The organism is Vibrio sp. D420a, assembly GCF_030248625.1.
Taxonomy (GTDB): domain Bacteria; phylum Pseudomonadota; class Gammaproteobacteria; order Enterobacterales; family Vibrionaceae; genus Vibrio; species Vibrio fortis_A.
This window is the reverse complement of record NZ_JAHGAN010000005.1, coordinates 82,858-103,056: the sequence shown is the minus strand read 5'-3', so window position 1 is coordinate 103,056 and position 20,199 is coordinate 82,858. Positions and strand designations below refer to the sequence as shown.

The following is a 20,199-nucleotide window of genomic DNA, read 5'->3' as shown; positions in this document are numbered from 1 at the left end:
ATAAGAAAGGCGCATAATGCGCCTTTCTTATTTCTAACTGATTTTATTCATTACCAACGAGGCGTTCAGCCGGCTGATAATGCTCTTTGAAATGAATAAAAGCCCGATGCAATGACTCTTCTTTTATCGGCTTCACAATCACGTAGTTTGCCCCTGCCTCCATAAAGCGATCACGAGTCGAAATCTGCGCATCTGCCGTACAAGCATAGATTGGGGTTTGTAAATGCAGATCTTCTCTGAGCTTAATCGTAGTCTCTACCCCGCCCAAATTTGGAAGTTGGTTGTCCATTAAAATAAGGTCATACGGTTGAAGCTCGGCGTATGCCATGGCTTCCAAGCCATCTTTGGCCCACGTTACCGACATCCCATATTTTTTGCAGAAGGCTTGAGCGATAAAAGCATTCGTATGATTGTCTTCAACCAGTAATACCCTCAATGATTTATCAAACAGGTCTCTTGGCGCGATAGACTCATCCAACTTAGGCCCCGTTACTGGTTCAGTTCGATAGATGACTGGAATATCAATAACAAACTCAGATCCGGCATCTTTGCGACTTCTAACTCTGATATCGCCTTCAAGCATATCCACTAAGTTCTTAACAATCGCTAACCCTAGCCCAGTACCGCCATATTCACGTGTCGTGGTTTCCTCGGCTTGAACAAAAGGTTCAAACACCGCATCTAACTTCTCAGGCTCGATACCGATGCCACTGTCTTTGACGGTGATAATTAAGCCTGCTTGATTGGTATTAATGGTGGTTTCTAAGTCAAACGAGACCGACACTCCTCCCAAATGGGTGAACTTCAGAGCATTGCTCAGTAGATTAAACATGATCTGATTTAAGCGGATTTGATCGGTGTAGATCTCAAGCTCTTCAGGCAATCGACTGTCGATATCAAAGCTGATCGATTTCTCAACACAGAGCGGCTTATAGATGCTATCTAACGTATTGATAAGCTCTGAAAGGCGGAACTCTTTTTTCTGGATATTAAACTGGCCCTGCTCGATCTTAGAAAAATCTAGAATGTCATTGAGCACGGCAAGAAGATGTTCGGCACTGTTAACCAAAACATCGACTTTCTCTCTATTGCCCTCACTGGTCATAGAGCGTTTTAGGAGTTGCGACACACCTAAAATACCATTAAGTGGCGTTCGAATTTCGTGACTCATTTTAGCTAAGAAATCAGCACGCACGTTGGCTAAGTGCTCCGCTTCTTCGCGGGCGCGATCAGCTTGTTGTTCTGCTTCCACCAGCTTCGTAATGTCTTGGCCTTGTACAACCACACCAGTAATACCATGCTCGACGCGTATCGCGGACATATTCCAACGGAATACCTTGTCACCGATAGGTACGTTGATACCGGTTAGCTTCGCTCCTTGAAGAACCATCAACACATTAGGTTGCATCTTCTTCTCGAACTCTTTGGCTAGCACACCTTTGAAGTCATCATCCGCAAACATTGCCATACGAGCGGCTGGGTTCATCTGAATCAGAGCACCATTTTCCGACCAAACCAAAATTGGAGAATGCGCAAAGTTAAACAGGTCTTGGAATTTTTGGCTCTGCTCCGCAAGGCGTTCAAACGTATCTTCTAAGGTGCAACCAATATGGTGAAATTCATAGATACTGGAGCCATCAAACTTATGTACTTCATGGTTGTCACTCGCTGAACGAGTGAATTCCATCAGTTTATTCAGCTCTTTAGAGACACGCTTGTGAATCCAGCCTCTTGCGAAGAATGACATAACAATCAAAACAATAATCACAGCCGCAATAGCACGTTCATAGTTTTCTTCAAGCGCAATAAAATTATTGTTTTTCTGTACGGCACGAATCGTAAGAGGTGTATCGACCGAGTTGATCTTAATTCGAGCAATAGTAACGAAGTGCTCAGGAAGTTGTTCATGAACACGATAAGAGAGAACGTCTTCAAGAGAGTAAGTTTCGTCACCACTGAATGTCGAGGTGACAGGATCGCCATGTGCTTCTATAACGATATTCTCGCAGTTACTACCCTGCTGAATGGACTCAGCTAACGAGAAATTATTGTCCAATACAATAGTGATGTAGAGCTGCCCGAGCACTTCGCCCGTTTTGTTATCGACAATAGGAGTTTTACGTGCCAAAAGATGGCGCTTGCCAATTTCTGTGTCTAGTTCGAGAAAATGCCAATTGCTGCTGAACGCAACCTGAGTAGAGATGTATTCTAAGCTGGTCTCATCAAAACCATAGAACTGACCATTACCATCATCCCAAGACACACCATCATGCGTGGTGACAAAACGCATATCCGGTGCATGGTTGGGCTCTCGTTGGTCAACACCAAAGAAGAAATAGCTCAGCTCCTCTTTGTCACCACTCGCGAAATACTGTTTGAGCATAGTACTGTGTGAGCTGCTATCTTGATGGATTTGGAGAACCGACAAGCGATAATCAAACATGTTCTGTATCAAACTCGACGTTTGCTGAACCGTTCGCTTGGTTTCTTGTTTTACAATGCTACTGCTGGTTTCATAGTTATGAATCAACACACCAATTGCCATCACACCAATCACCAAAATAATAATTCGAGTGATGAGTTTCGCGAGTGTATTACGTGGCGTGTTAGCGTAGCTTTTCTTCATTATTTTCCTGAGTATCTAAAGGCTCGCTGTTTCAGCGATTCTATATGTTCTGGGCTATCTTCTTTGGTGACTACTTCAAAGTCTCCAGAGTAGACGGTCGGTACAGCAAAGCCTTCTAAATCCCACTTAATGGCTTCTGCCATCGCTATACCAGTGTCGTCATTCATTCGCATCACAGTAACATCTAGCTCTCCACGAGCCAACGCTTCCAATTCAGCAGAACCACCACCCCAACCATTAAGTTTGATATCCAAACCGGACTCTTTAATGGCTTGGGCAGCACCTAATGCGACATCGGTAGCGCATGCGTAAATGAAATCGAGATTCTGATTGCGCGCAATGCTGATCTTGGCCGCTTTATAGCCGCTATCCATGTCAGATTTGGTATAAAAAGAAGATTTAAGTTTGAAGTCTGTCTCTTCACTGATTTCGTGGATAAAAGTGTCACCACGAGCATCACTGATGTAGCCCTCTGAACGATAAAGAACTGAGTACTCACTCTCATCTCCAGAGTGAGTTTTAAAATATTCAGCCAGCTTAATGCTGCCCGTCGCATGATCGAATCCGACATACATAAAAGGCTGTCGCTCTTGCCAAGCACGAACTGGCGTCGTGATATTTTGCAGAATCAGCTTGGTATCAGTTGAGCTCAACACGTGCTCAATGAATTTGCGATGGCGAGTTGTATCGAGTGTGAAAATCAGATAATCGGTCTTATTTTCTATCGCTTCTTGAAGAGAGATACTTTGCTGCGTCAAATCCGCATTCACACGCGTAAATACTTGATTGATTTGATAGTTGATTCTGAGTTTATCCAAACGCTTTTCGAACGCCTGAATATTTCTCACCCAGTAATCCGAGATCTGTTGGCCAGGGTAAACGACCGATATGGTGATGGGAGCTTGTTGTTTAACTTGTAGAGGAACAGGGTGTTTTTGAACGGCTTGGTTCATCTGTTCAGTGAGGGCTTGTTGAGCTGGGAATTTATCCAAAAATTCTTGGTACTCCCAATAGCCATTGAGCACATGAGTACCGTGAGAAAGGGCCGGCCCTGACAATAGCGAAGCCCCTAGCAACATAAGTGAACGTTTCATTATTTTCTCATTTTTTATGAGCTACTTTGGCTCATTTTTTACCTAGCCTGATGTCATATCGTTGTATGACTTTTTATATATTATGTAGGACAACCGTGAAAAATGATAGGCTCAAACAATAATTAGAACATCATTCCCATTAAAAATTATGAACTTGGTTTTAAAATGATAAAAGGGGTTCAGAATCAACCAGAAACACATTCACCCAAGTAATAAAGAGAAAATTAAGCCACTGTCAAAGGGAATCAACTAAGAGTTGAACATTGGTTCAAAATAAACAACTTTATCATCCTGAATGTCGATGCATAGCTGTTCTTTAACAAGGGACTCTTTACGCAGTTTAGAGAGTTGTTTTATGGCGTATTCCATTCGAAGCGCATGACTTTTCGAATCGACAATATGGCTCCATTCCAATGATAAAGGACCTTTACCTTTCAAAGCCTTAGCACCTTTGCCTTGCTGATGCTGCTCAAAGCGCCGAGTCAGATTGTTGGTGATACCGCAATAAAGGGCGTTGTGACGAGTGCGGATCAGGTACACAACCCAATCCGCATCTGATTTTTGGTCTGTCATCTAAATCAGAGATTCAACCAGAGCTTTTAACTCTGCTAGCTCTTTTTTCAAGTTCTCAACTTCGAACTCAAGAGCTTCTACACGCTCATTACCAGAACCCGATGTCATCGCTGGCGCCGCAGATGCCAATGCTTCCACATCTACTTCACCACTTAACAGGTGCTGATAACGAGACTCACGCTTACCAGCTTCACGAGGTAGCTTAACCACAAGAGCACCCTCTTCACGAGCTGCTAGCTTGTCTAAAACTGCTTCTACCTCTTTGACATCCGTGAAGTTAGCCAAACGACCTGTGCGTGTTCTTAATTCACCAGGAGTTTGTGCGCCACGCAGTAACATGCAGCAGATAATTGCACGCTCTTGTTCGGTAAATTGCAGGTCGCCAAACTCGGTATTACAGAAACGATGTTGGTACTTACTCACACGGCTGTTAAAGCCACTTTCATCGCTCACTAAACGGCGTGAAATAAGCCCATCAACGGCGTCAAGCACCTCTGACTCAGACAAGGATAAAACAGGCTCACGATTGCTCTTTTGGTTACACGCGGTTGTTAAGCTATTGAGAGTAAGAGGGTAGTGATCAGGGGTTGTTACCTCTTTTTCAATTAAACAACCAATAATACGAGCTTCTATTGCGGAAAGTTGCGTGTTCATTATTTTTCCTTTTTATTATTTTCAATTCCGTCTGTACACATTCAAGGCTAACCTAACAGGCTAGTGTTCAGACAGTATCGGGACTCTTCGTTTTCGGCCTTGTTCGTCAATCACCATGATCTTAGAACGATTTAGTTCAATTTCCACCACTTCTAGGTTGGTGCGCTCTTTTACATAAGCGGTTCGAAGCTTGTCTTGCTCACTACAAGCTTCCTGAGAAATCTCGTTCGATTCCTCATTATTCGATTCTGACTGGTTCATCTCACATTTCATATAATGCTTGCTTCTATACAAGATACTATCGTGAACTGTCTGAGAAAAACAATCAGCTGAGTAACAGAGTGCTGAATTATTAAACAACCTTACTTTTGCTTTGATCTAAAGACTGTTACAACCGCATTCGATGTGCTTTAATCAGAATCAGATAACGTATATGACGATTAGGAAAAGGAATCTATGAGTAGCGTATTTGAAATTGTTAACCAGGCACGTCGTAAGAACAAACTTAAGCGTGAACTTCTAGACAACGAAAAGAAAGTTCGTGATAACCGCAAACGTGTAGATCTTCTAGACAACCTACTAGATTACATCAAGCCAGAAATGTCTCACGATGAAATCTTAGGTATCATCAAAAACATGAAAGCGGACTACGAAGATCGTGTTGATGACCACATCATCAAGAGTGCAGAAATCTCTAAAGCTCGTCGTGACATCAGTCGTCGCATCCGTGAGCTAACGGAAGAAGACAAGCAGACTCAAGGCAAGAAATAATCCCTTGTTGTCCAACGCATGATATTAACCCACTTTATTAAGTGGGTTTTTTTGACCCTAGATTTAACGACTATACTCAAATGACTGCCACCGTTGGAGTCGCCTCATGTATACCGCTCTGTTAATTGCCGCCCTTTTATCTACCACGGAACCACACGCCGACGAACTTGAAAAGTTGTACACAACCGAACGAGAGATCAGCTATGACGACCTTGTTGTAGATGTTCGGGGTTACAAAGTACCCACTAAAGCTGCTTTCCAAGGCTGGGTACTGCTTAACAATGCAGAGAAGAAAGTTGCCAACATTGGTCAGCAACTTAGAGATGCGGGTATTAAAGAAACCATGCCTCTTCATCTTATCTTGCTTCAGGGCACGGATTGGGTTTTGAGTGACACCACGCTCTTCAGCCTACCAAATGTTCAACACATGCCCAAAATGATCAAAACGCTGAAGTTTATACAGACCTATATTGAGCCTGAAATCGGTATCGTTATTCCTGTCTCTGGTGAGCGAACCAGTAGCTACAACCAACAAGCGGGAGGCGCACCTCGCAGTAAGCACCTTGAGTTTTGTGCTCTCGATATGGTGCCATCTGAAGATATTTCGCGTGAAGAGTTACATGTAAAGTTAAAACAAATCCACGCTCAACACGGTAAGGAACATCATGTGGGACTGGGACTATATGATGGTGTCCGTTTTCATATAGACACTTGTGGTTTCAGACAGTGGTAACCATGTAAATAACACAACAGAGAGTCATAATAACAACAAAGCTAAGAGTGTCATTATGACTCACCTCAATATCAAATAACAAATAAACACCTGATTTAAAAAGAATAAAATAACTGGAACATCTTTTGCTCTATTCATAGTAAACCAAGCCTATGAGGACGCATTATGAAACCAACTCAAACAACTTTTAAAACGCTTCTGTCTGTCTCCAATGCTGGATTGATCATCACCACATTACTCATGATCATTAGCATCATTATCGCCTACCCTCTTGCTGACAGTTTTTCCCTTGCGGCACAGATAGCTGCTCATATCGGGACCATTGTGATTGCTGCGTTTTTAAAGGTGAGTTACGTGGGGCGTTGTTTAGCGCAATACAACTTAGGTATGGAAGTGCGTTAGATAGATTATCTATACGGCTAGACTCGGTCATTAACGAATAAAAATCGATATTGATTAAACAATTCCCAAGCTATCGAAAAGCTCATACAACTGGTGAGATTTGTATGGCTTGGGAAGGTAAGCGTTCATGCCTGCCTCAAAGCAGTCTTTGATGTCTTCATCAAGTACGCTCGCCGTCAATGCGATAATTGGCAGCGGTGAAGTACCCTGCTCTTTCTCCCAAGCACGAATCGTCTGAGTTGCAGTGATACCGTCCATTACCGGCATCATACAATCCATGAGTATTGCATCGAACTGCTCCCCCTGAGTGACCACATCCACCGCTTCTTGGCCATTGCTAGTAATGATGTACTCGTAGCCTGCTTTTTCTAAGAAAAAACTGGCTATTTTCTGATTCATTAAATTATCTTCAACGATCAATATTCTGCGATTGAGTTCATGCACATCTTCCGATTTTGTCGGTCTATCAGTCGATTGAGTAACGCCATTATCAAGTGCCAACAAGCTATTTGAAAAACGTTTTCCTAAGAATGGTACCGTGTGTGTCGAGTGTACGGACTCGGAAATCTGATTGGTTTTAAACAGGTGATGCTGACAAACTATCACTTTCGAAAGTGGATAGCGTTGTTTCAAGGCGGCAAGATCCCGATCCATTTGTTGATGTAGCGTATGACAATAGAGCAAAACGTCGCAATCTAGCTGAGAGTTCGAAATATCATTAATCGAAGGCACCACTTCAGATTGGACGCCAAAACGTTCACACTCTCTGCTTAGCTGAGCAACATAGTTAAAGCCATTGGAAACAATAAGCGCATTTTTCAAGTTATCGAATGTTTTCGGCTTACTCTCTACCGTATCAACATAAAAACTGAAGATGAATTTTGAGCCTTCGCCTTTTACTGACATTGCCGCGATTCGGCCATCCATAAGATCGATTAACTGTCGACAGATTGCCAAACCCAACCCGGTACCGCCAAACTGGCGAGTGATACTGCCATCTTCTTGAGTAAAAGGCTCAAATATAGAATCGAGTTTACTCTCTTCAATACCAATTCCGGTATCAGCAACCTGACACTCAACCATGCCGCGCGTTTCAGACCCTGGTGTATATGTTACGGTCGTACTGATCGCACCTGAGTCAGTAAACTTAATCGCATTGGACAGCAAATTAGTTAAAACCTGACGTAGCCTATGCTCATCAAACAACAACTGATGTGGTGTATTAGCATCGATATTGATGTTTAGCTCAACATTTTTACTGATCGCTTTAGACAAAATAACACTGACCGAATCGTACACAACTTCACGTAAGTCCGCGGCCTGTGGAGATAGCAGCAAGTTACCCGATTCGATCTTAGACAAATCAAGAATATCATTAAGCAATACAAGAAGAGTGTGGGAGGAGGATTCAATATCTGAAAGGACTTCTTGTTGATTCGCATTCAGTTGGCTTTGCGAAAGGATCTCAGCCATACCGATAATACCATTGAGTGGCGTTCTTATTTCATGGGACATGTTTGCCAAAAAGGCACTCTTAGCCCGGTTGGCTGAAATAGCGTCTTCTTTTGCCTCAACCAAATCTCGATAGTGTTGTTGATTATCACTCATGATCTCATTGATCTTTTCTGCAAATTGCGTCAACTCATCATGCCCTTCTGTTTCAATGGGCTTATGCTCTCCAGTACCGCGATTTTGATCAGACATGCCATCAAGAATGTAGGATAGATTTCGATTTAAGCGTAGAGACGTCGTCGATGTCAGCCAAAAGACGAGTGACGCCAACGTAATCACAAACATCGTTGTCAACGTAGTACGGATCTTCTGCGCTTCAATGCGCGAACCCAGCTGCCCTTGCAGCTCTGCGGTATAGCTATCCACTACTTGCAGTGTCACGATATGTCTCTGTTCTAAGCCAGAGACATAATGTTTGATCTCTTGCGAATCAAACTGCCTCTTATATATTCGTTCTCTAAAGTCGATACTCTCTTGATACTCCTCACTTGCAAACACATCGATGAGCTGTCGGAGTCGGGCGGAAGAGTCGCTATTGCGAATAAAGGCATTCAGATATTGAGATTGTCGATGAATGGTACTGAGGTAATGATCGAGACTGTCCTCTCTTAGCTCTGGGTAGAGGTACAGTTTATAACCGAACCAAGCCTCCTTCTGCGTCCAAAACACAAAGTTATTAAGGTCACTGAAGATCTTACCTTCTGTTTTGATACTGTCATCAGCGAGAAAGATGTCGACATCATTTAACTCAACCAATATATCTTGCAAGACATCAAATGCTAATACCCCAAGGTAGGGCCTTTGCGCTGGCGAGGGATGCTGGAGCTCTACCAGTACTTGATTAAAATCTCGAAGGGAATCGGCAATATCCCATTGCGCAGATAGCCCTTCCAGTTGCTTATTGTATTGGAGGATAAGATCAAACTCTTTGTTGGCTGAATTATAAGCCCTCTCTCGAATTGGCGAAGAGTTTGGCAATCGGAGTAAACGATATATATCGCCAGACAACGCACTAAAAGCTTGAAGCGCTTCAACCCTAACTCGAGTCGCCTCCAAGTTCGTTACCTGTTCTCGGTTCTTTAAAGCTTCATTTATAGTAAAACCCAGCATAAAGAGAATCGAGATAGAGGACAGCAAAATTAACCGCCACCTAATTGATATATTTATCATTTTCGTTAAATCACTCCCTTCCTTGAAAGCAATGTCACAAGTCTAATTCTAATAATAGGACACTCACGGCGTTTAATTTATCAAATATGCAACTTGTGCTAACTGATTCTTCGCTCACGCTTTATAAATCATTTCAAATTCATAGATTTCATCGCAATTACTCGCCCTTATGGTTGCTATTGTGAATATTGTTAGTATCAAATTTGAGAGTGGTAAGGCACCACGAACTGATTTATGTAGGAAAATAGTCGAATATTTTTCTTTCTGAATTCCCAAAAATCATTAGAAATAGGCTGATTTAGAGAGGCAATAGACTTAGGTGGATGCTTTTTCATCAAAATGTTAACTCATTTCATTTATTTACAAATTCAGATCACATTTTAGAGTCATAGAAAGCAACCGTTTGCATCTTGTTTTTGATCTTAGTATTTTTCGACGAAAAATAAGTACTACAAATCGATAAAGTCAATAGTGTTGCATATCACAAAACTCGAAGTTATAACCAATAATTCTAGGTATATTAGCCAATATAGCTAGATTTAATTTTACTAGCAGAATAACAGACCGTACCTTACAATCCCGCCACATAAAAATTACAACTTAAATACAAGCCTATTCGTGCCATTAAAAGTGACAATTTAAGATCACAGCACAACGGTTTATCCCCCAAGCAGGTAAGCACCCTACACTCGCCAAGCCTGCAAAACTTAACGTGAAAGGTCCCAAGTAAAGATGAGCCCTGAAAAGCACCTCCTAGACTGGCAAACTAGTCAAACTATTGCTGAATCTATCGCCCCAACTCTTGGTCAGCTATACCGTCAAAAAGGCGTTGAAGTCATTCTTTTCGGAAAGACTCTAGTTAACGCAACAACTATTGACATCATCAAAGCTCACCGACTTTCAAAGCACTACACAGGCTCCCCGCTTACCCCTTCACAAACACAACCAATCATTCAACACCTACTATCAATGCGCTTGTCTCCATGCCGTGTTGATGTTGGTCGCCTAGCGCATCAATACTGGGAAAACCATGATGATGTAACGGCAATGGATGACTTCCTTCAAACGGCTCTTATTGAGTCTCTAGAAGGCGAAGCGATGACTAAGCCTCGTGATGTTGTGTTGTACGGTTTCGGTCGTATCGGTCGACTACTTACTCGTATTCTTGTTGAGAAAAGTGGCCCAGGTTACCCACTTCGTTTACGTGCTATCGTGGTTCGTGGCGGTAAAGATGGTGATCTAGAGAAGCGTGCAAGCCTATTGCGCCGTGACTCAGTACACGGTCAATTCAACGGCAGCATCGTTATTGATAACGAGCGCAAAGCGATCATTGTTAACGGTAACTTCATTCAAGTTATCTACGCGAACAAGCCAGAAGACGTTGACTACACAGCTTACGGTATTGATAACGCACTGGTTGTTGATAACACTGGTGTATGGCGTGACGCTGAAGGCCTAGGTCAGCACGTTGCTTGTAACGGTGCGAGCAAAGTACTTCTTACTGCTCCAGGTAAAGGCGACATCAAGAACGTTGTATTTGGTGTTAACGAAGACGTTATCAAACCAGAAGATACCATTATCTCTGCAGCAAGCTGTACGACTAACGCAATCACTCCTGTACTTAAAGCAGTACACGACAAGTTTGGCGTAACATCGGGTCACATCGAAACTGTTCACTCATTCACAAACGACCAGAACCTGATTGATAACTTCCACTCAGGCGATCGTCGTGGCCGTGCGGCTTCACTAAACATGGTTCTGACATCAACTGGTGCAGCGAAAGCAGTAGCGAAAGCAATGCCAGAGATGGCAGGTAAGCTAACAGGCAACGCAATTCGCGTACCGACACCAAACGTGTCAATGGCCGTAGCAAACCTAAACCTTGAGACGGGGACAACAAAAGAAGAGCTAAACACGTACCTACGTGAAATGGCGTTATCTTCTCCGCTTTCAGCGCAGATCGACTACACAGATTCGACAGAAGTTGTTTCTACTGACCTAGTCGGCTCTCGCCACCCAGGCGTTGTTGACGGTGTTGCAACTATTGCGCAAGACAACCGCGCTGTTCTATACATCTGGTACGACAATGAGTTCGGATACAGCTGCCAAGTGGTTCACTGTATGGAACAGATGATGGGCGTACGCTACAAAACTTACCCAGCGGTTTAATCCTCTAGGTACTACAAGCTCCACAACATAATAATCATATAGGCGAAGTTCGTATGAGCTTCGCTCCCCCCTTTCCTTGAGTACTTTACGGTCAATTCTTGGAAAGTTGCCACTTGGTTCTGCTCTCTCTAACCGAACTAAGTGGCCTTTTTCGTTCTAGTAATTCATCTCATTGAATGCGTAAAGCAGATAAAACAGCCAACTACCCAAGTTCGACTTCAAGCTCACTATCAATGGTGCTTGAACATGCCAGCACGTAACCTTGCTCGATCTCTTCTGGGGTAAGAGTTTCTTGGCTGCTGGAACTGACGTTGCCTTTGGTCACTTTGCATTTACATGAACCACAAATACCACTACGACATGCAATGATGATCGGAACGCCCGCTTTCTCTAGTGAGTCAGCTAACGGAGTTCCTAGATCTGCTTCAACTTTCGCACCAAACGCAGGCACAAATACTTCAACAGATCCGCGCGCTTCAACGCTTTCTGCTTGATTATCTGTATCCATTTTTGAAGTTGGAGTGAAGCTCTCTTGGTAGAAGTTAGCCATGTTAAATTCCAGCTCAGTCAGATAACGCTCAACATCTTCCATAAAGCCAACTGGACCGCATAAGTACACGGTTCTTTCTAGAATGTCAGGAGACAGACGAACCAACCAACTCTTATCTAAACGCCCTTGAGGTGCTGTGGTCCCTTGGTTGTCTTTCAATAATAGCTTGAGGTTGAAATTCGAATGCATTTCATCCAACTGATTAAGCTCTTCAAAATAGATAGTTTCTTGCTTGCTGCGTGCCATGTGGATGAAATCAATTTCAATAGCAGGATCATGTTTTAACCAGTACTTCACCATCGAGATCACCGGCGTAATACCGCAGCCAGCACTCACCAAAGTAACCTTCTTAGTAGTGCTCGGCTTGCAATCAATGCAGTTAAACTCACCCGCTGGCTTGAGTACCGTGACTTCATCACCTTCGTCCAGTTCATCCACAATAAAGTTTGACACTAACCCGCCATCGACACGTTTTACTGTCAGCTTCAAACGGTTGTCATCCGTATCTGAGGCAATCGAATAAGCTCGATAATCCATTTTCTGTGGCATGTTCAAGCCTAGAGTGATGAATTGACCCGGCTTGAAGTTGAAATGGAGATCTTGCGGAATTGAGCCCAGCTCAAAGCTAACCGTATCAGGCGTTTCATGCCATTTTTTAAGACAAACCAAAGAGATTGAATCGCTATCAGACCAAGCGTACATAGTTATACTCACTTTTTATAATTTGGGATGAACGACAAAAGCCTCGAGCCTTAAATAGACTCAGTCTATTAGGCACGAGGCTTGGTTAGCGAGATTAAGCCGCTAGGATTGTTTTAAGATCTTGCTCAGGCGTAGAAATAGCACGCATGTCGAACTCGTCTTGAATGATTTTCAGTAGATTCTCAGTTAGGAACGCAGGTGCAGTTGGGCCTGTATAAATACCTTTCACACCCAGTGCGAACAGGGTCAGTAAGATAACAATTGCTTTTTGCTCAAACCAAGAAAGGACTAGAGTTAATGGAAGCTCGTTGATCCCACAATCAAACTCTTGCGACAATGCTAGGGCAAGCTGGATTGCAGAGTATGCGTCATTACATTGACCAACATCGAGAAGACGTGGAATACCGTTAATGTCACCAAACTGGTTCTTGTTGAAACGGAACTTACCACAAGCCAAAGTCAGGATAACTGAATCGTCAGGCGCTTGAGCAGTAAAGTCTGTGTAGTAGCTACGCTCAACTTTATCACCATCACAGCCACCCACTAAGAAGAAGTGTTTGATGTTACCTTCTTTTACTTGCTCAACCACTGCTGGAGCCGCTTCCATAAGTGCATTGCGACCAAAGCCTACAGTGATCATCTGTTCGATCTCGTCGTGTTTAAAGCCCTCTTGTGCTAGTGCACAATCGATAACTGCGCTGAAGTCATCACCTTCAAGATGAGCAACACCCGGCCAGCCTACGATGCTACGTGTAAATAGACGATCAGCGTACGCACCAACATCTGGGTTAAGTAGGCAGTTAGACGTCATCACAATCGCACCAGGGAAGTTAGCAAACTCTTTTTGTTGATTTTGCCATGCGCTACCGTAGTTACCTGCTAAGTGTGGGTATTTGCTTAGTTCAGGGTAACCATGAGCTGGAAGCATTTCGCCGTTGGTGTAGACATTAATGCCCTTACCTTCTGTCTGTTGCAGGATCTTTTCTAGGTCATGTAGGTCGTGACCAGAAACAAGAATGCAGTGACCTTTCTTCGTTTTAACATTCACAGCCGTTGGTTGTGGGTGACCAAAGGTATCCGTCTCGCCTTTGTCCAACATCTCCATGACTTTGTAGTTCATCAGACCGATCTGCATTGATGTATCAAGCAGCTGTTTCAGATCCGTAGGATCAGTCCCCAAGAACGCCATGATTTGGTGGTATTCAGCGTGAATATCTTGGTTTGTTTGACCAAGAACACGTGCGTGCTCCATGTATGCTGCTGCACCCTTCAAGCCGTATAGACAAAGCAGACGTAGACCGATTACGTCTTCGTGTTGAGAATCGTGTCCACGGTTAACAGCAGCTTGTGGTGCAAGAGCAAGTAACTGAGTGCTATCTGTTGGAAGATCAAATTGAGCAGCTGGTGACAGTGCCGGAATTTCAAAACCAACCACCAGCGCAGCAGCACGAACTTGTTGCTCTAAACGCTGCTTGTATTCGTGTGACTGTTGAGCAAATTCAATGATTCGCTCAGGGTCAAAGTTTACGTTAGTTAATGTCGCGAAAAACGCTTTTGGTGCCCACTCATCGATTTCCGTATCAATGACGTTGCAAGCGCGGCCCAAGTTGGCCCAAAAAGAAACCCCTTGCAGTGAGTACACCAACACGTCTTGTAAATCAGAAACTTCAGAAGTTTTACCACACATACCTTGTGCGAATGAGCAGCCTTTAACGGTTGGCGTTTGAATAGTTTGTTCACATTGAATACAGAACATATTGGGCTCCAGTAATAGTCGTTTGTTGTAAGTTCTTGGCTCACAATGATTTATTTTTCCTACTCCCTAGAGCACCTTCCATGCCAACTTTTAACTCATTGTTTTATAATAGAAAAGCTACATAGCCATATTTTTAGTGCGTATTTATGACTACAAAAGACGACTAAAATTAAACACACCTAGGTCAATATGACTTTCAAAGATTTTTTTGAACACCGTTCATGTTTCGTTCAGAAAAGCTTTGTTAGAGTGACAACATAGAAAAAGAGGAAATGAATTATGAAAAATATCTTAGTTACTGTTGCAGCGCTCTTCACTGGTCTTATCGCACTATTTACCAGCTTGCTGCTTGCTATCCCTCTAACGATTGCTGCCCTAATCACAGGGAAAAAAATTCAGAAGCAAATGAGCCAACAAGGCTTTACATCACGTATGAGTAATCACTACTCAGCGAATCGAGATGCTGGTGTGATTGAAGGCGAATACGAAGACTTGTCGAACAAACGATAAGCCACAGATGAGTTAGCACTAGCGCAACACAGTGGGCACAGCGCCCACTGTTCGACAAGCAACATAAAAGAAATAGATTAGTAAACCCAACATGAAGAAAATCATCACATTAAGCTTGCTTACGCTAACATTAATGGGCACATATGGTTGCTCCCATGAACCTGTCATTCCCGCATATCAAGCATCTGGTGAGCTCCCTGCTTATCAGCAAGATAGCTTTGATCGCTACCAAAAAGAAACACAGCAATGGCTAGCTTCTCACCGTATCTTTGTCTCAGAAGACCACCAAAAAGAGATTGAGTTAAACTCTCCAACCGAATATCAACCAGATCAACCAAACGGCGAAGCAGTTCTCCTTGTGCATGGACTCGGCGATTCTCCGTACTCATTCCACGACGTCGCGACTTACCTTGCTCAACAAGGCTATCTGGTGCGAACTGTACTGCTACCAGGTCACGGGAGCCGTGTTGCAGATTTAATGTTGCCTAGTTTAGAGGACTGGCAAGGGGTTGTGGCTCATCACACCAAGCTGCTTCAACAGGAGTATGATTCGGTGTGGCTAGGAGGTTACTCAACAGGTGCCAACCTAGTTACCTCACAAGCGATGAAAGACGATACGATTTCCGGTCTACTGCTGTTCTCTCCAGCGTTTCAACCGAACTCTTCAGCCGTGCAGTTTGCAGAGCTCGCAAGCTACTTTGTCACATGGGCCGATCAAGATCCTGAAGACAATATGCTGCGCTACAACTCGTTACCAATGAATGGAGCATCGGTCTACTACCAAACCTCTGAGATTGTGCGCAACGATCTCCAGCAAGGACAATACGACAAGCCGGTATTTGTATTGATGAGCGAAGGCGACAGCGTGATTGACACGCAATATGTGGAAAATGCCTTTAGCCAATCGATGCCAAATCCAAGCAACGTGATGATTTGGCAAGGGGAGCAAGAGTTAAGCGATCCAAGAGCGGTACGTTATAGTATGAAGCTACCAGAGCAACGCATCTCTAATGGCTCTCATATGGGGCTACTGTTCTCTCCACAGAACCCTTATTACGGAGTAAACGGTAGCGAGAAGATATGCTCCAATGGTCAAGTTGAAGGACTAGAAGAGGAGTGCCAAGCTGGAGAGGAAACATGGTATTCCGCTTGGGGTTATCAAGAGCCGGACAAAAATCACGCTCGCTTAACCTTCAACCCATACTTTGAAGATAACATGCACAAACTTAGTGAGATGATGGCGTCTGGCACTGTTATGGCAAACTCAAAGTAAGCTCATAGCCAGTTACCATGCTCAAAAAAAGGCTCACCACAATACATGATGAGCCTTTGTTTGCGTTCTAAAGCGTCTTTTCTAGATTGTCCATACCACACGTGCAGCCAATAGAATCAATACCACACCCGATAGCCTATCTATCAACTGGGCTTGCGAACGGATACGATCAACAATAATCGGGCTCGACAATACCAGTGTAATGAAGGTGTACCATAGGCCATCCACAATCAACGGTGTCGATACGATGATTACCTTGTTCATCAGCTCATTGCCTAAAGCGACAAACTGACTGAACAGAGCGATAAAGAACAGCGCGATCTTTGGGCTAAGAATTGAGATAAGAAAGGCTTCACGAGCAGACTGCATGTACGTGACAGGCTCACCACCTTCTAATTTTGCCGCCACACCACCTTTTGATCGCAGCGCGTTAACACCTAGATACGCCAAGTAAGCGGCACCCGCTAAGCTAATGCCTTTAAATAGCATTGGCGACTGTTCTAACACGACCGCCAAACCGATAATAGTGGCAAACGCATAGATACCGATCCCTGCCGCATGTGCCCAAGCCGCGATAAGACCATTCATTCGTCCACCAGCTAGGCTGTGTTTTGCAATCATTGCTAAGCTTGGCCCCGGTGACATCGCGCCCAACAAGCAGATTGCTAATAAAGAAAACCAAATCGTTATTGTCATTATTCCATTCCTACACTCAATTACTGCGAGCAGACTATCCTCGCTGACTATGTTGTCACCTTAATTTGAACAAGCTATAAATTGAAATCAAAGATAATCATCATTGCTATGATTTGAAATCATACTGATATTGTAACTGGATTTCTGCATAGCAAGATACGCCTTCTCACGTACCCACTTGTGAGCAGAATCATTATCAAACTTAGGATGCCACATCAGCCAGTAGGTATGGCTATCAGTTTCAAAGGGCAATGAGCGGTAGGTCAATGATTGATGACGAGCTAAGTTGTAAGCAATATGCTCGGGCACAATCATCAGGTAGTCATCTTGGTTTAGCACGTTACACGCCGCCGAGAAAAACGGTACTTTCAAAGCCACTCTTCGGGAGTACCCTAGCTGCTTTAAAGCGATGTCAGCCTGAGTGTCTTTATCTCCGCCTCCCGTCACTTTAATATGCGCAAAATTAACGAGATCATCGATGCTCAATGTTTCTTGTCGTGCTAAAGGGTGCGAGCTTCGCATCAGGCATACCGATTTGTCTTCACCCAACTTCATGCTTGATACATGCTCTGGTTTAGTTGGAAACATGCTAGATGCTAAGTGAATCCCCATATCATGAAGGCATTCAAGGTAACTGGGATCCCACAACCGATAGGCGAGATTGATATGCGGCGCGACCTCAGAAACGTCGGCAACAATGTTGGGCAAGATGTACTGAGCAACATAATCACTCGACGCCAGTACTAACTCCCCTTTCCACTCTTTAGGATCAAAAGGCTGATCATCAAGAAGGTGGTCAAATTCCCCTAGCAGCGCGTCCAATTTATCTTTAAGTAGCAAAGCACGTGAAGTCGGAATGAGTTTATTGCCGTCTCTGACCAATAACGGGTCATTACACAGATCTCTCAATTGGGAGAGCTGGCGACTGACCGCAGATTGAGTGATATGCAGTCGCTCCGCAGCACGACTAACATGGCACTCTTCAAGCAACACATGCAGTGAACGCAGCAGATTAAGATTAATATTGCCTAACATGAGAGCCTTACTGAGTTTGCTTATTGAAGAATTCAGTGAGCACCGTGTGCGTCATCAGCTGGCGTAGGTCAGCATAGTTGTGCAGCTGATCTCTGATTCGATTGAGATGTTCCATACTTTCAACTTCTACATAGAGCATCATATCTGTCTCACCACTAATAGAATGACACCACTGAACGCCATCAATTCGATAGATTGACTGTGCATACGATTCGCAGCTGTGGTCACTATTTGAGAGATCGAACTTTAACGAGATATAAGCGCATACATTCTTCGACGCATTCGAATCTGCGACTCGCGCATAATAGCCTTGAATGACTTGGTCATTCTCAAGTTTCTTCATTCTTGCATTGACCGCCGAGCGCGATAGATTTACTTCTCTGGCAATATCACTGACCGAGCAGCGCCCATCATTTTTTAGAATATCGACGATTTGACGATCAAATTTATCCATTGTGCTCACGACTTCCATTGTTCTAGTTATTTCAACTTCCTAATTTGACACAAATTTCAACGTTAGAACAGCCGACACTTTCACTTCTAAAAAACAAAACACCGTTAAAATGACACCAAGTTACGACGTTTCGCTAGCTGCAATCTAAGTAATGACGGAGTATGCTTTTGCAATAAAACATAGCGCTGGCGAATTCCTTAAAACACTCCAGCCACGATAAAATCTTCAAGGACGGCGAATGACACAACTCAAGCAAGAAATCACCCTGCTTTCCGGTATAGGGCAGCTTTCTACCACCCTACTAGGGACTGGGTTATTTATGATTCCCGCAATAGCCGCAGGTATCGCAGGACAATTATCGTTATTAGCTTGGTTGCTGCTGTTCATTGCTATTTGTCCAATTGCTCTCACTTTCGCAGCTCTTGGAAAACACTACCCCAATGCCGGCGGTACAGCCTATTTTGTGCGCCAAGCATTTGGGCAACGTATGGAGACGGCAGTAGCTTGGCTATTTGTAAGTGTGATTCCTGTTGGCATCCCTGCGGCGATCGCTCTAGCTGGCGGATTTGCTCAGCAGTTACTTCCGGCGCCTCTAAACGCACCACTCAGTGCCCAGTTTTTAACTGTCGTACTGCTGATCATTGTGAATCTTTTAGGCAGCAAGTCTTCAGGTCGGCTGCAAACTATCATTGCGCTCTCTATTCTCGCGCTCGTCGGCGCTTTTATTTGGAAAGCAGATATCGGGATGGCTGACGTCGCGATTCCAAGTGTCGATTCAAGTTCAATGTGGGCAATCGGCTCTGCTTTGGCTGTGATGTTTTGGTGTTTTGTTGGTATTGAAGCATTCGCACACATGGGGGAAGAATTTAAGAACCCGCAACGAGACTTTCCCATCGCTATCATCGCAGGTTGCTTTGTAGCGGGATTGGTTTACTGGGCTTGCTCAGTGGTGATTTTAAAATTGGGCGCGTATGGTTCCGCTGAATTTGATGCGACAGCAATTCCATGGGTCACAGAACAACTATTTGGTGCAGGCTTCAAAACCGTGATCAGCATGCTCGGCTTCTTTGCCTGCTTTGCAAGTCTCAACCTATACACGCAGAGCCTATCACGCATGATTTGGGCTCAAGCTCGTCAACACAATCCAAGTGGTAAAATGGCTCAGCTCAATACACGGGGGGCACCACTTTACCCAACGATTGCTATCGGTGTTGTAGCACTACTGTCTTGCGTGATTGGTGAACTATCTTCATTAGATCTTGAGTTTTTCCTCAAGCTTGCCAACGGGATCTTTGTGTTAGTGTACCTATTGGCGATGCTCGCAGCCTGTCGCTTGCTGTCAGGTTCAGGTCAATATATTGCAATGCTGTCGCTGCTATTGTGTACCTTAGTCTTCATCTGCTTAAGTTGGTCAATGCTCTATGCATGCATCGTGTTTGCTGCCTTGCTGCTACCTTGGCGTCGTTGGCTGGGTCGACCTCGCGTTTCACTGGAATAATCACCTACGCCTCACAATGAG

Annotated in this window: 18 protein-coding genes; 7 read left to right on the top strand and 11 right to left on the bottom strand. The window is 43.9% G+C overall.

From position 1 onward, the window contains the following. Positions 1–43: 43 nt before the first annotated feature. The 5 genes from luxQ to KI743_RS05955 form a co-directional block, all read right to left on the bottom strand. Positions 44–2,626 carry a quorum-sensing autoinducer 2 sensor kinase/phosphatase LuxQ gene (gene luxQ, locus KI743_RS05975; RefSeq protein WP_285465562.1) on the bottom strand — a complete coding sequence of 861 codons (2,583 nt, stop codon included), beginning with the start codon at positions 2,624–2,626 and terminating at the stop codon, positions 44–46. Beyond that, positions 2,626–3,720 (bottom strand): substrate-binding domain-containing protein, encoded by a 1,095-nt coding sequence (locus tag KI743_RS05970; RefSeq protein ID WP_285465561.1) that lies wholly within the window; start codon positions 3,718–3,720, stop codon positions 2,626–2,628. Before KI743_RS05970 ends, luxQ begins: the two co-directional genes overlap by 1 nt. A 249-nt stretch (positions 3,721–3,969) precedes the next feature. Next, positions 3,970–4,293, bottom strand: coding sequence for a GIY-YIG nuclease family protein (locus KI743_RS05965; protein WP_285465560.1), 324 nt, complete (start codon positions 4,291–4,293; stop codon positions 3,970–3,972). Beyond that, positions 4,294–4,947: a YceH family protein gene (locus KI743_RS05960; RefSeq protein ID WP_285465559.1), complete on the bottom strand. Its 654-nt coding sequence runs from the start codon at positions 4,945–4,947 to the stop codon at positions 4,294–4,296. Between the two features lie 60 nt (positions 4,948–5,007). Further along, positions 5,008–5,208 carry a hypothetical protein gene (locus KI743_RS05955; protein ID WP_150897209.1) on the bottom strand — a complete coding sequence of 67 codons (201 nt, stop codon included), beginning with the start codon at positions 5,206–5,208 and terminating at the stop codon, positions 5,008–5,010. 195 nt (positions 5,209–5,403) lie between these two features. On the opposite strand from KI743_RS05955, the gene KI743_RS05950 reads away from it, so the two are divergent. From KI743_RS05950 to KI743_RS05940, 3 genes are all read left to right on the top strand, one after another. Next, positions 5,404–5,718, top strand: coding sequence for a DUF496 family protein (locus tag KI743_RS05950; protein WP_032550242.1), 315 nt, complete (start codon positions 5,404–5,406; stop codon positions 5,716–5,718). A gap of 106 nt (positions 5,719–5,824) precedes the next feature. Next, entirely contained in the window at positions 5,825–6,451 is a 627-nt protein-coding gene (locus KI743_RS05945) for a D-Ala-D-Ala carboxypeptidase family metallohydrolase (protein WP_285465558.1), read from the top strand. 165 nt (positions 6,452–6,616) lie between these two features. Then, a complete protein-coding gene (locus KI743_RS05940) occupies positions 6,617–6,853 on the top strand; it encodes a hypothetical protein (protein WP_032550241.1) in 237 nt (78 codons plus the stop codon). 54 nt (positions 6,854–6,907) lie between these two features. Here the strand turns inward: KI743_RS05940 and KI743_RS05935 are convergent, their stop codons facing one another. Further along, positions 6,908–9,475, bottom strand: a complete 2,568-nt coding sequence (locus KI743_RS05935; protein ID WP_285465557.1) for an ATP-binding protein — start codon at positions 9,473–9,475, stop codon at positions 6,908–6,910. Positions 9,476–10,267: 792 nt separating this feature from the next. On the opposite strand from KI743_RS05935, the gene KI743_RS05930 reads away from it, so the two are divergent. After that, positions 10,268–11,704, top strand: a complete 1,437-nt coding sequence (locus KI743_RS05930) for a glyceraldehyde-3-phosphate dehydrogenase (RefSeq protein WP_032550240.1) — start codon at positions 10,268–10,270, stop codon at positions 11,702–11,704. Positions 11,705–11,906: 202 nt separating this feature from the next. Here the strand turns inward: KI743_RS05930 and KI743_RS05925 are convergent, their stop codons facing one another. Both KI743_RS05925 and hcp read right to left on the bottom strand, forming a co-directional pair. Continuing rightward, positions 11,907–12,956 carry a hybrid-cluster NAD(P)-dependent oxidoreductase gene (locus KI743_RS05925; RefSeq protein ID WP_285465556.1) on the bottom strand — a complete coding sequence of 350 codons (1,050 nt, stop codon included), beginning with the start codon at positions 12,954–12,956 and terminating at the stop codon, positions 11,907–11,909. Between the two features lie 94 nt (positions 12,957–13,050). Continuing rightward, complete coding sequence (gene hcp, locus KI743_RS05920; protein WP_285465555.1) at positions 13,051–14,712, bottom strand: hydroxylamine reductase; 1,662 nt, start codon at positions 14,710–14,712, stop codon at positions 13,051–13,053. A gap of 279 nt (positions 14,713–14,991) precedes the next feature. Between hcp and KI743_RS05915 the strand changes: the two genes are divergently transcribed. Both KI743_RS05915 and KI743_RS05910 read left to right on the top strand, forming a co-directional pair. Continuing rightward, positions 14,992–15,222: a hypothetical protein gene (locus KI743_RS05915; RefSeq protein ID WP_285465554.1), complete on the top strand. Its 231-nt coding sequence runs from the start codon at positions 14,992–14,994 to the stop codon at positions 15,220–15,222. A 91-nt stretch (positions 15,223–15,313) separates the two neighbouring features. Further along, positions 15,314–16,495: a carboxylesterase gene (locus tag KI743_RS05910; protein ID WP_285465553.1), complete on the top strand. Its 1,182-nt coding sequence runs from the start codon at positions 15,314–15,316 to the stop codon at positions 16,493–16,495. An 81-nt stretch (positions 16,496–16,576) separates the two neighbouring features. Here the strand turns inward: KI743_RS05910 and KI743_RS05905 are convergent, their stop codons facing one another. The 3 genes from KI743_RS05905 to KI743_RS05895 form a co-directional block, all read right to left on the bottom strand. Continuing rightward, the gene (locus tag KI743_RS05905; RefSeq protein WP_032550234.1) at positions 16,577–17,191 is read right to left on the bottom strand and encodes a LysE family translocator; all 615 of its coding nucleotides are present in this window, start codon (positions 17,189–17,191) and stop codon (positions 16,577–16,579) included. A gap of 87 nt (positions 17,192–17,278) precedes the next feature. Continuing rightward, positions 17,279–18,226: a LysR family transcriptional regulator gene (locus tag KI743_RS05900; RefSeq protein ID WP_285465552.1), complete on the bottom strand. Its 948-nt coding sequence runs from the start codon at positions 18,224–18,226 to the stop codon at positions 17,279–17,281. Between the two features lie 7 nt (positions 18,227–18,233). Next, the gene (locus KI743_RS05895; protein WP_285465551.1) at positions 18,234–18,680 is read right to left on the bottom strand and encodes an Lrp/AsnC family transcriptional regulator; all 447 of its coding nucleotides are present in this window, start codon (positions 18,678–18,680) and stop codon (positions 18,234–18,236) included. Between the two features lie 238 nt (positions 18,681–18,918). Here KI743_RS05895 and yjeH point away from each other — a divergent pair, with 238 nt between their 5' ends. After that, positions 18,919–20,178 carry an L-methionine/branched-chain amino acid transporter gene (gene yjeH / locus KI743_RS05890; protein WP_285465550.1) on the top strand — a complete coding sequence of 420 codons (1,260 nt, stop codon included), beginning with the start codon at positions 18,919–18,921 and terminating at the stop codon, positions 20,176–20,178. Positions 20,179–20,199: the final 21 nt, after the last annotated feature.

Bases quoted from the DNA above. Each gene is read 5' to 3' on its own strand.
- KI743_RS05955 (WP_150897209.1), bottom strand. From the start codon at position 5,208: ATGAACCAGTCAGAATCGAATAATGAGGAATCGAACGAGATTTCTCAG.
- yjeH (WP_285465550.1), top strand. From the start codon at position 18,919: ATGACACAACTCAAGCAAGAAATCACCCTGCTTTCCGGTATAGGGCAG.
- KI743_RS05935 (WP_285465557.1), bottom strand. From the start codon at position 9,475: ATGCTGGGTTTTACTATAAATGAAGCTTTAAAGAACCGAGAACAGGTA.
- KI743_RS05895 (WP_285465551.1), bottom strand. From the start codon at position 18,680: ATGGATAAATTTGATCGTCAAATCGTCGATATTCTAAAAAATGATGGG.
- KI743_RS05945 (WP_285465558.1), top strand. From the start codon at position 5,825: ATGTATACCGCTCTGTTAATTGCCGCCCTTTTATCTACCACGGAACCA.
- KI743_RS05950 (WP_032550242.1), top strand. From the start codon at position 5,404: ATGAGTAGCGTATTTGAAATTGTTAACCAGGCACGTCGTAAGAACAAA.
- KI743_RS05965 (WP_285465560.1), bottom strand. From the start codon at position 4,293: ATGACAGACCAAAAATCAGATGCGGATTGGGTTGTGTACCTGATCCGC.
- KI743_RS05915 (WP_285465554.1), top strand. From the start codon at position 14,992: ATGAAAAATATCTTAGTTACTGTTGCAGCGCTCTTCACTGGTCTTATC.
- hcp (WP_285465555.1), bottom strand. From the start codon at position 14,712: ATGTTCTGTATTCAATGTGAACAAACTATTCAAACGCCAACCGTTAAA.
- KI743_RS05925 (WP_285465556.1), bottom strand. From the start codon at position 12,956: ATGTACGCTTGGTCTGATAGCGATTCAATCTCTTTGGTTTGTCTTAAA.
- KI743_RS05910 (WP_285465553.1), top strand. From the start codon at position 15,314: ATGAAGAAAATCATCACATTAAGCTTGCTTACGCTAACATTAATGGGC.
- KI743_RS05960 (WP_285465559.1), bottom strand. From the start codon at position 4,947: ATGAACACGCAACTTTCCGCAATAGAAGCTCGTATTATTGGTTGTTTA.
- KI743_RS05905 (WP_032550234.1), bottom strand. From the start codon at position 17,191: ATGACAATAACGATTTGGTTTTCTTTATTAGCAATCTGCTTGTTGGGC.
- KI743_RS05940 (WP_032550241.1), top strand. From the start codon at position 6,617: ATGAAACCAACTCAAACAACTTTTAAAACGCTTCTGTCTGTCTCCAAT.
- KI743_RS05930 (WP_032550240.1), top strand. From the start codon at position 10,268: ATGAGCCCTGAAAAGCACCTCCTAGACTGGCAAACTAGTCAAACTATT.
- KI743_RS05900 (WP_285465552.1), bottom strand. From the start codon at position 18,226: ATGTTAGGCAATATTAATCTTAATCTGCTGCGTTCACTGCATGTGTTG.
- KI743_RS05970 (WP_285465561.1), bottom strand. From the start codon at position 3,720: ATGAAACGTTCACTTATGTTGCTAGGGGCTTCGCTATTGTCAGGGCCG.
- luxQ (WP_285465562.1), bottom strand. From the start codon at position 2,626: ATGAAGAAAAGCTACGCTAACACGCCACGTAATACACTCGCGAAACTC.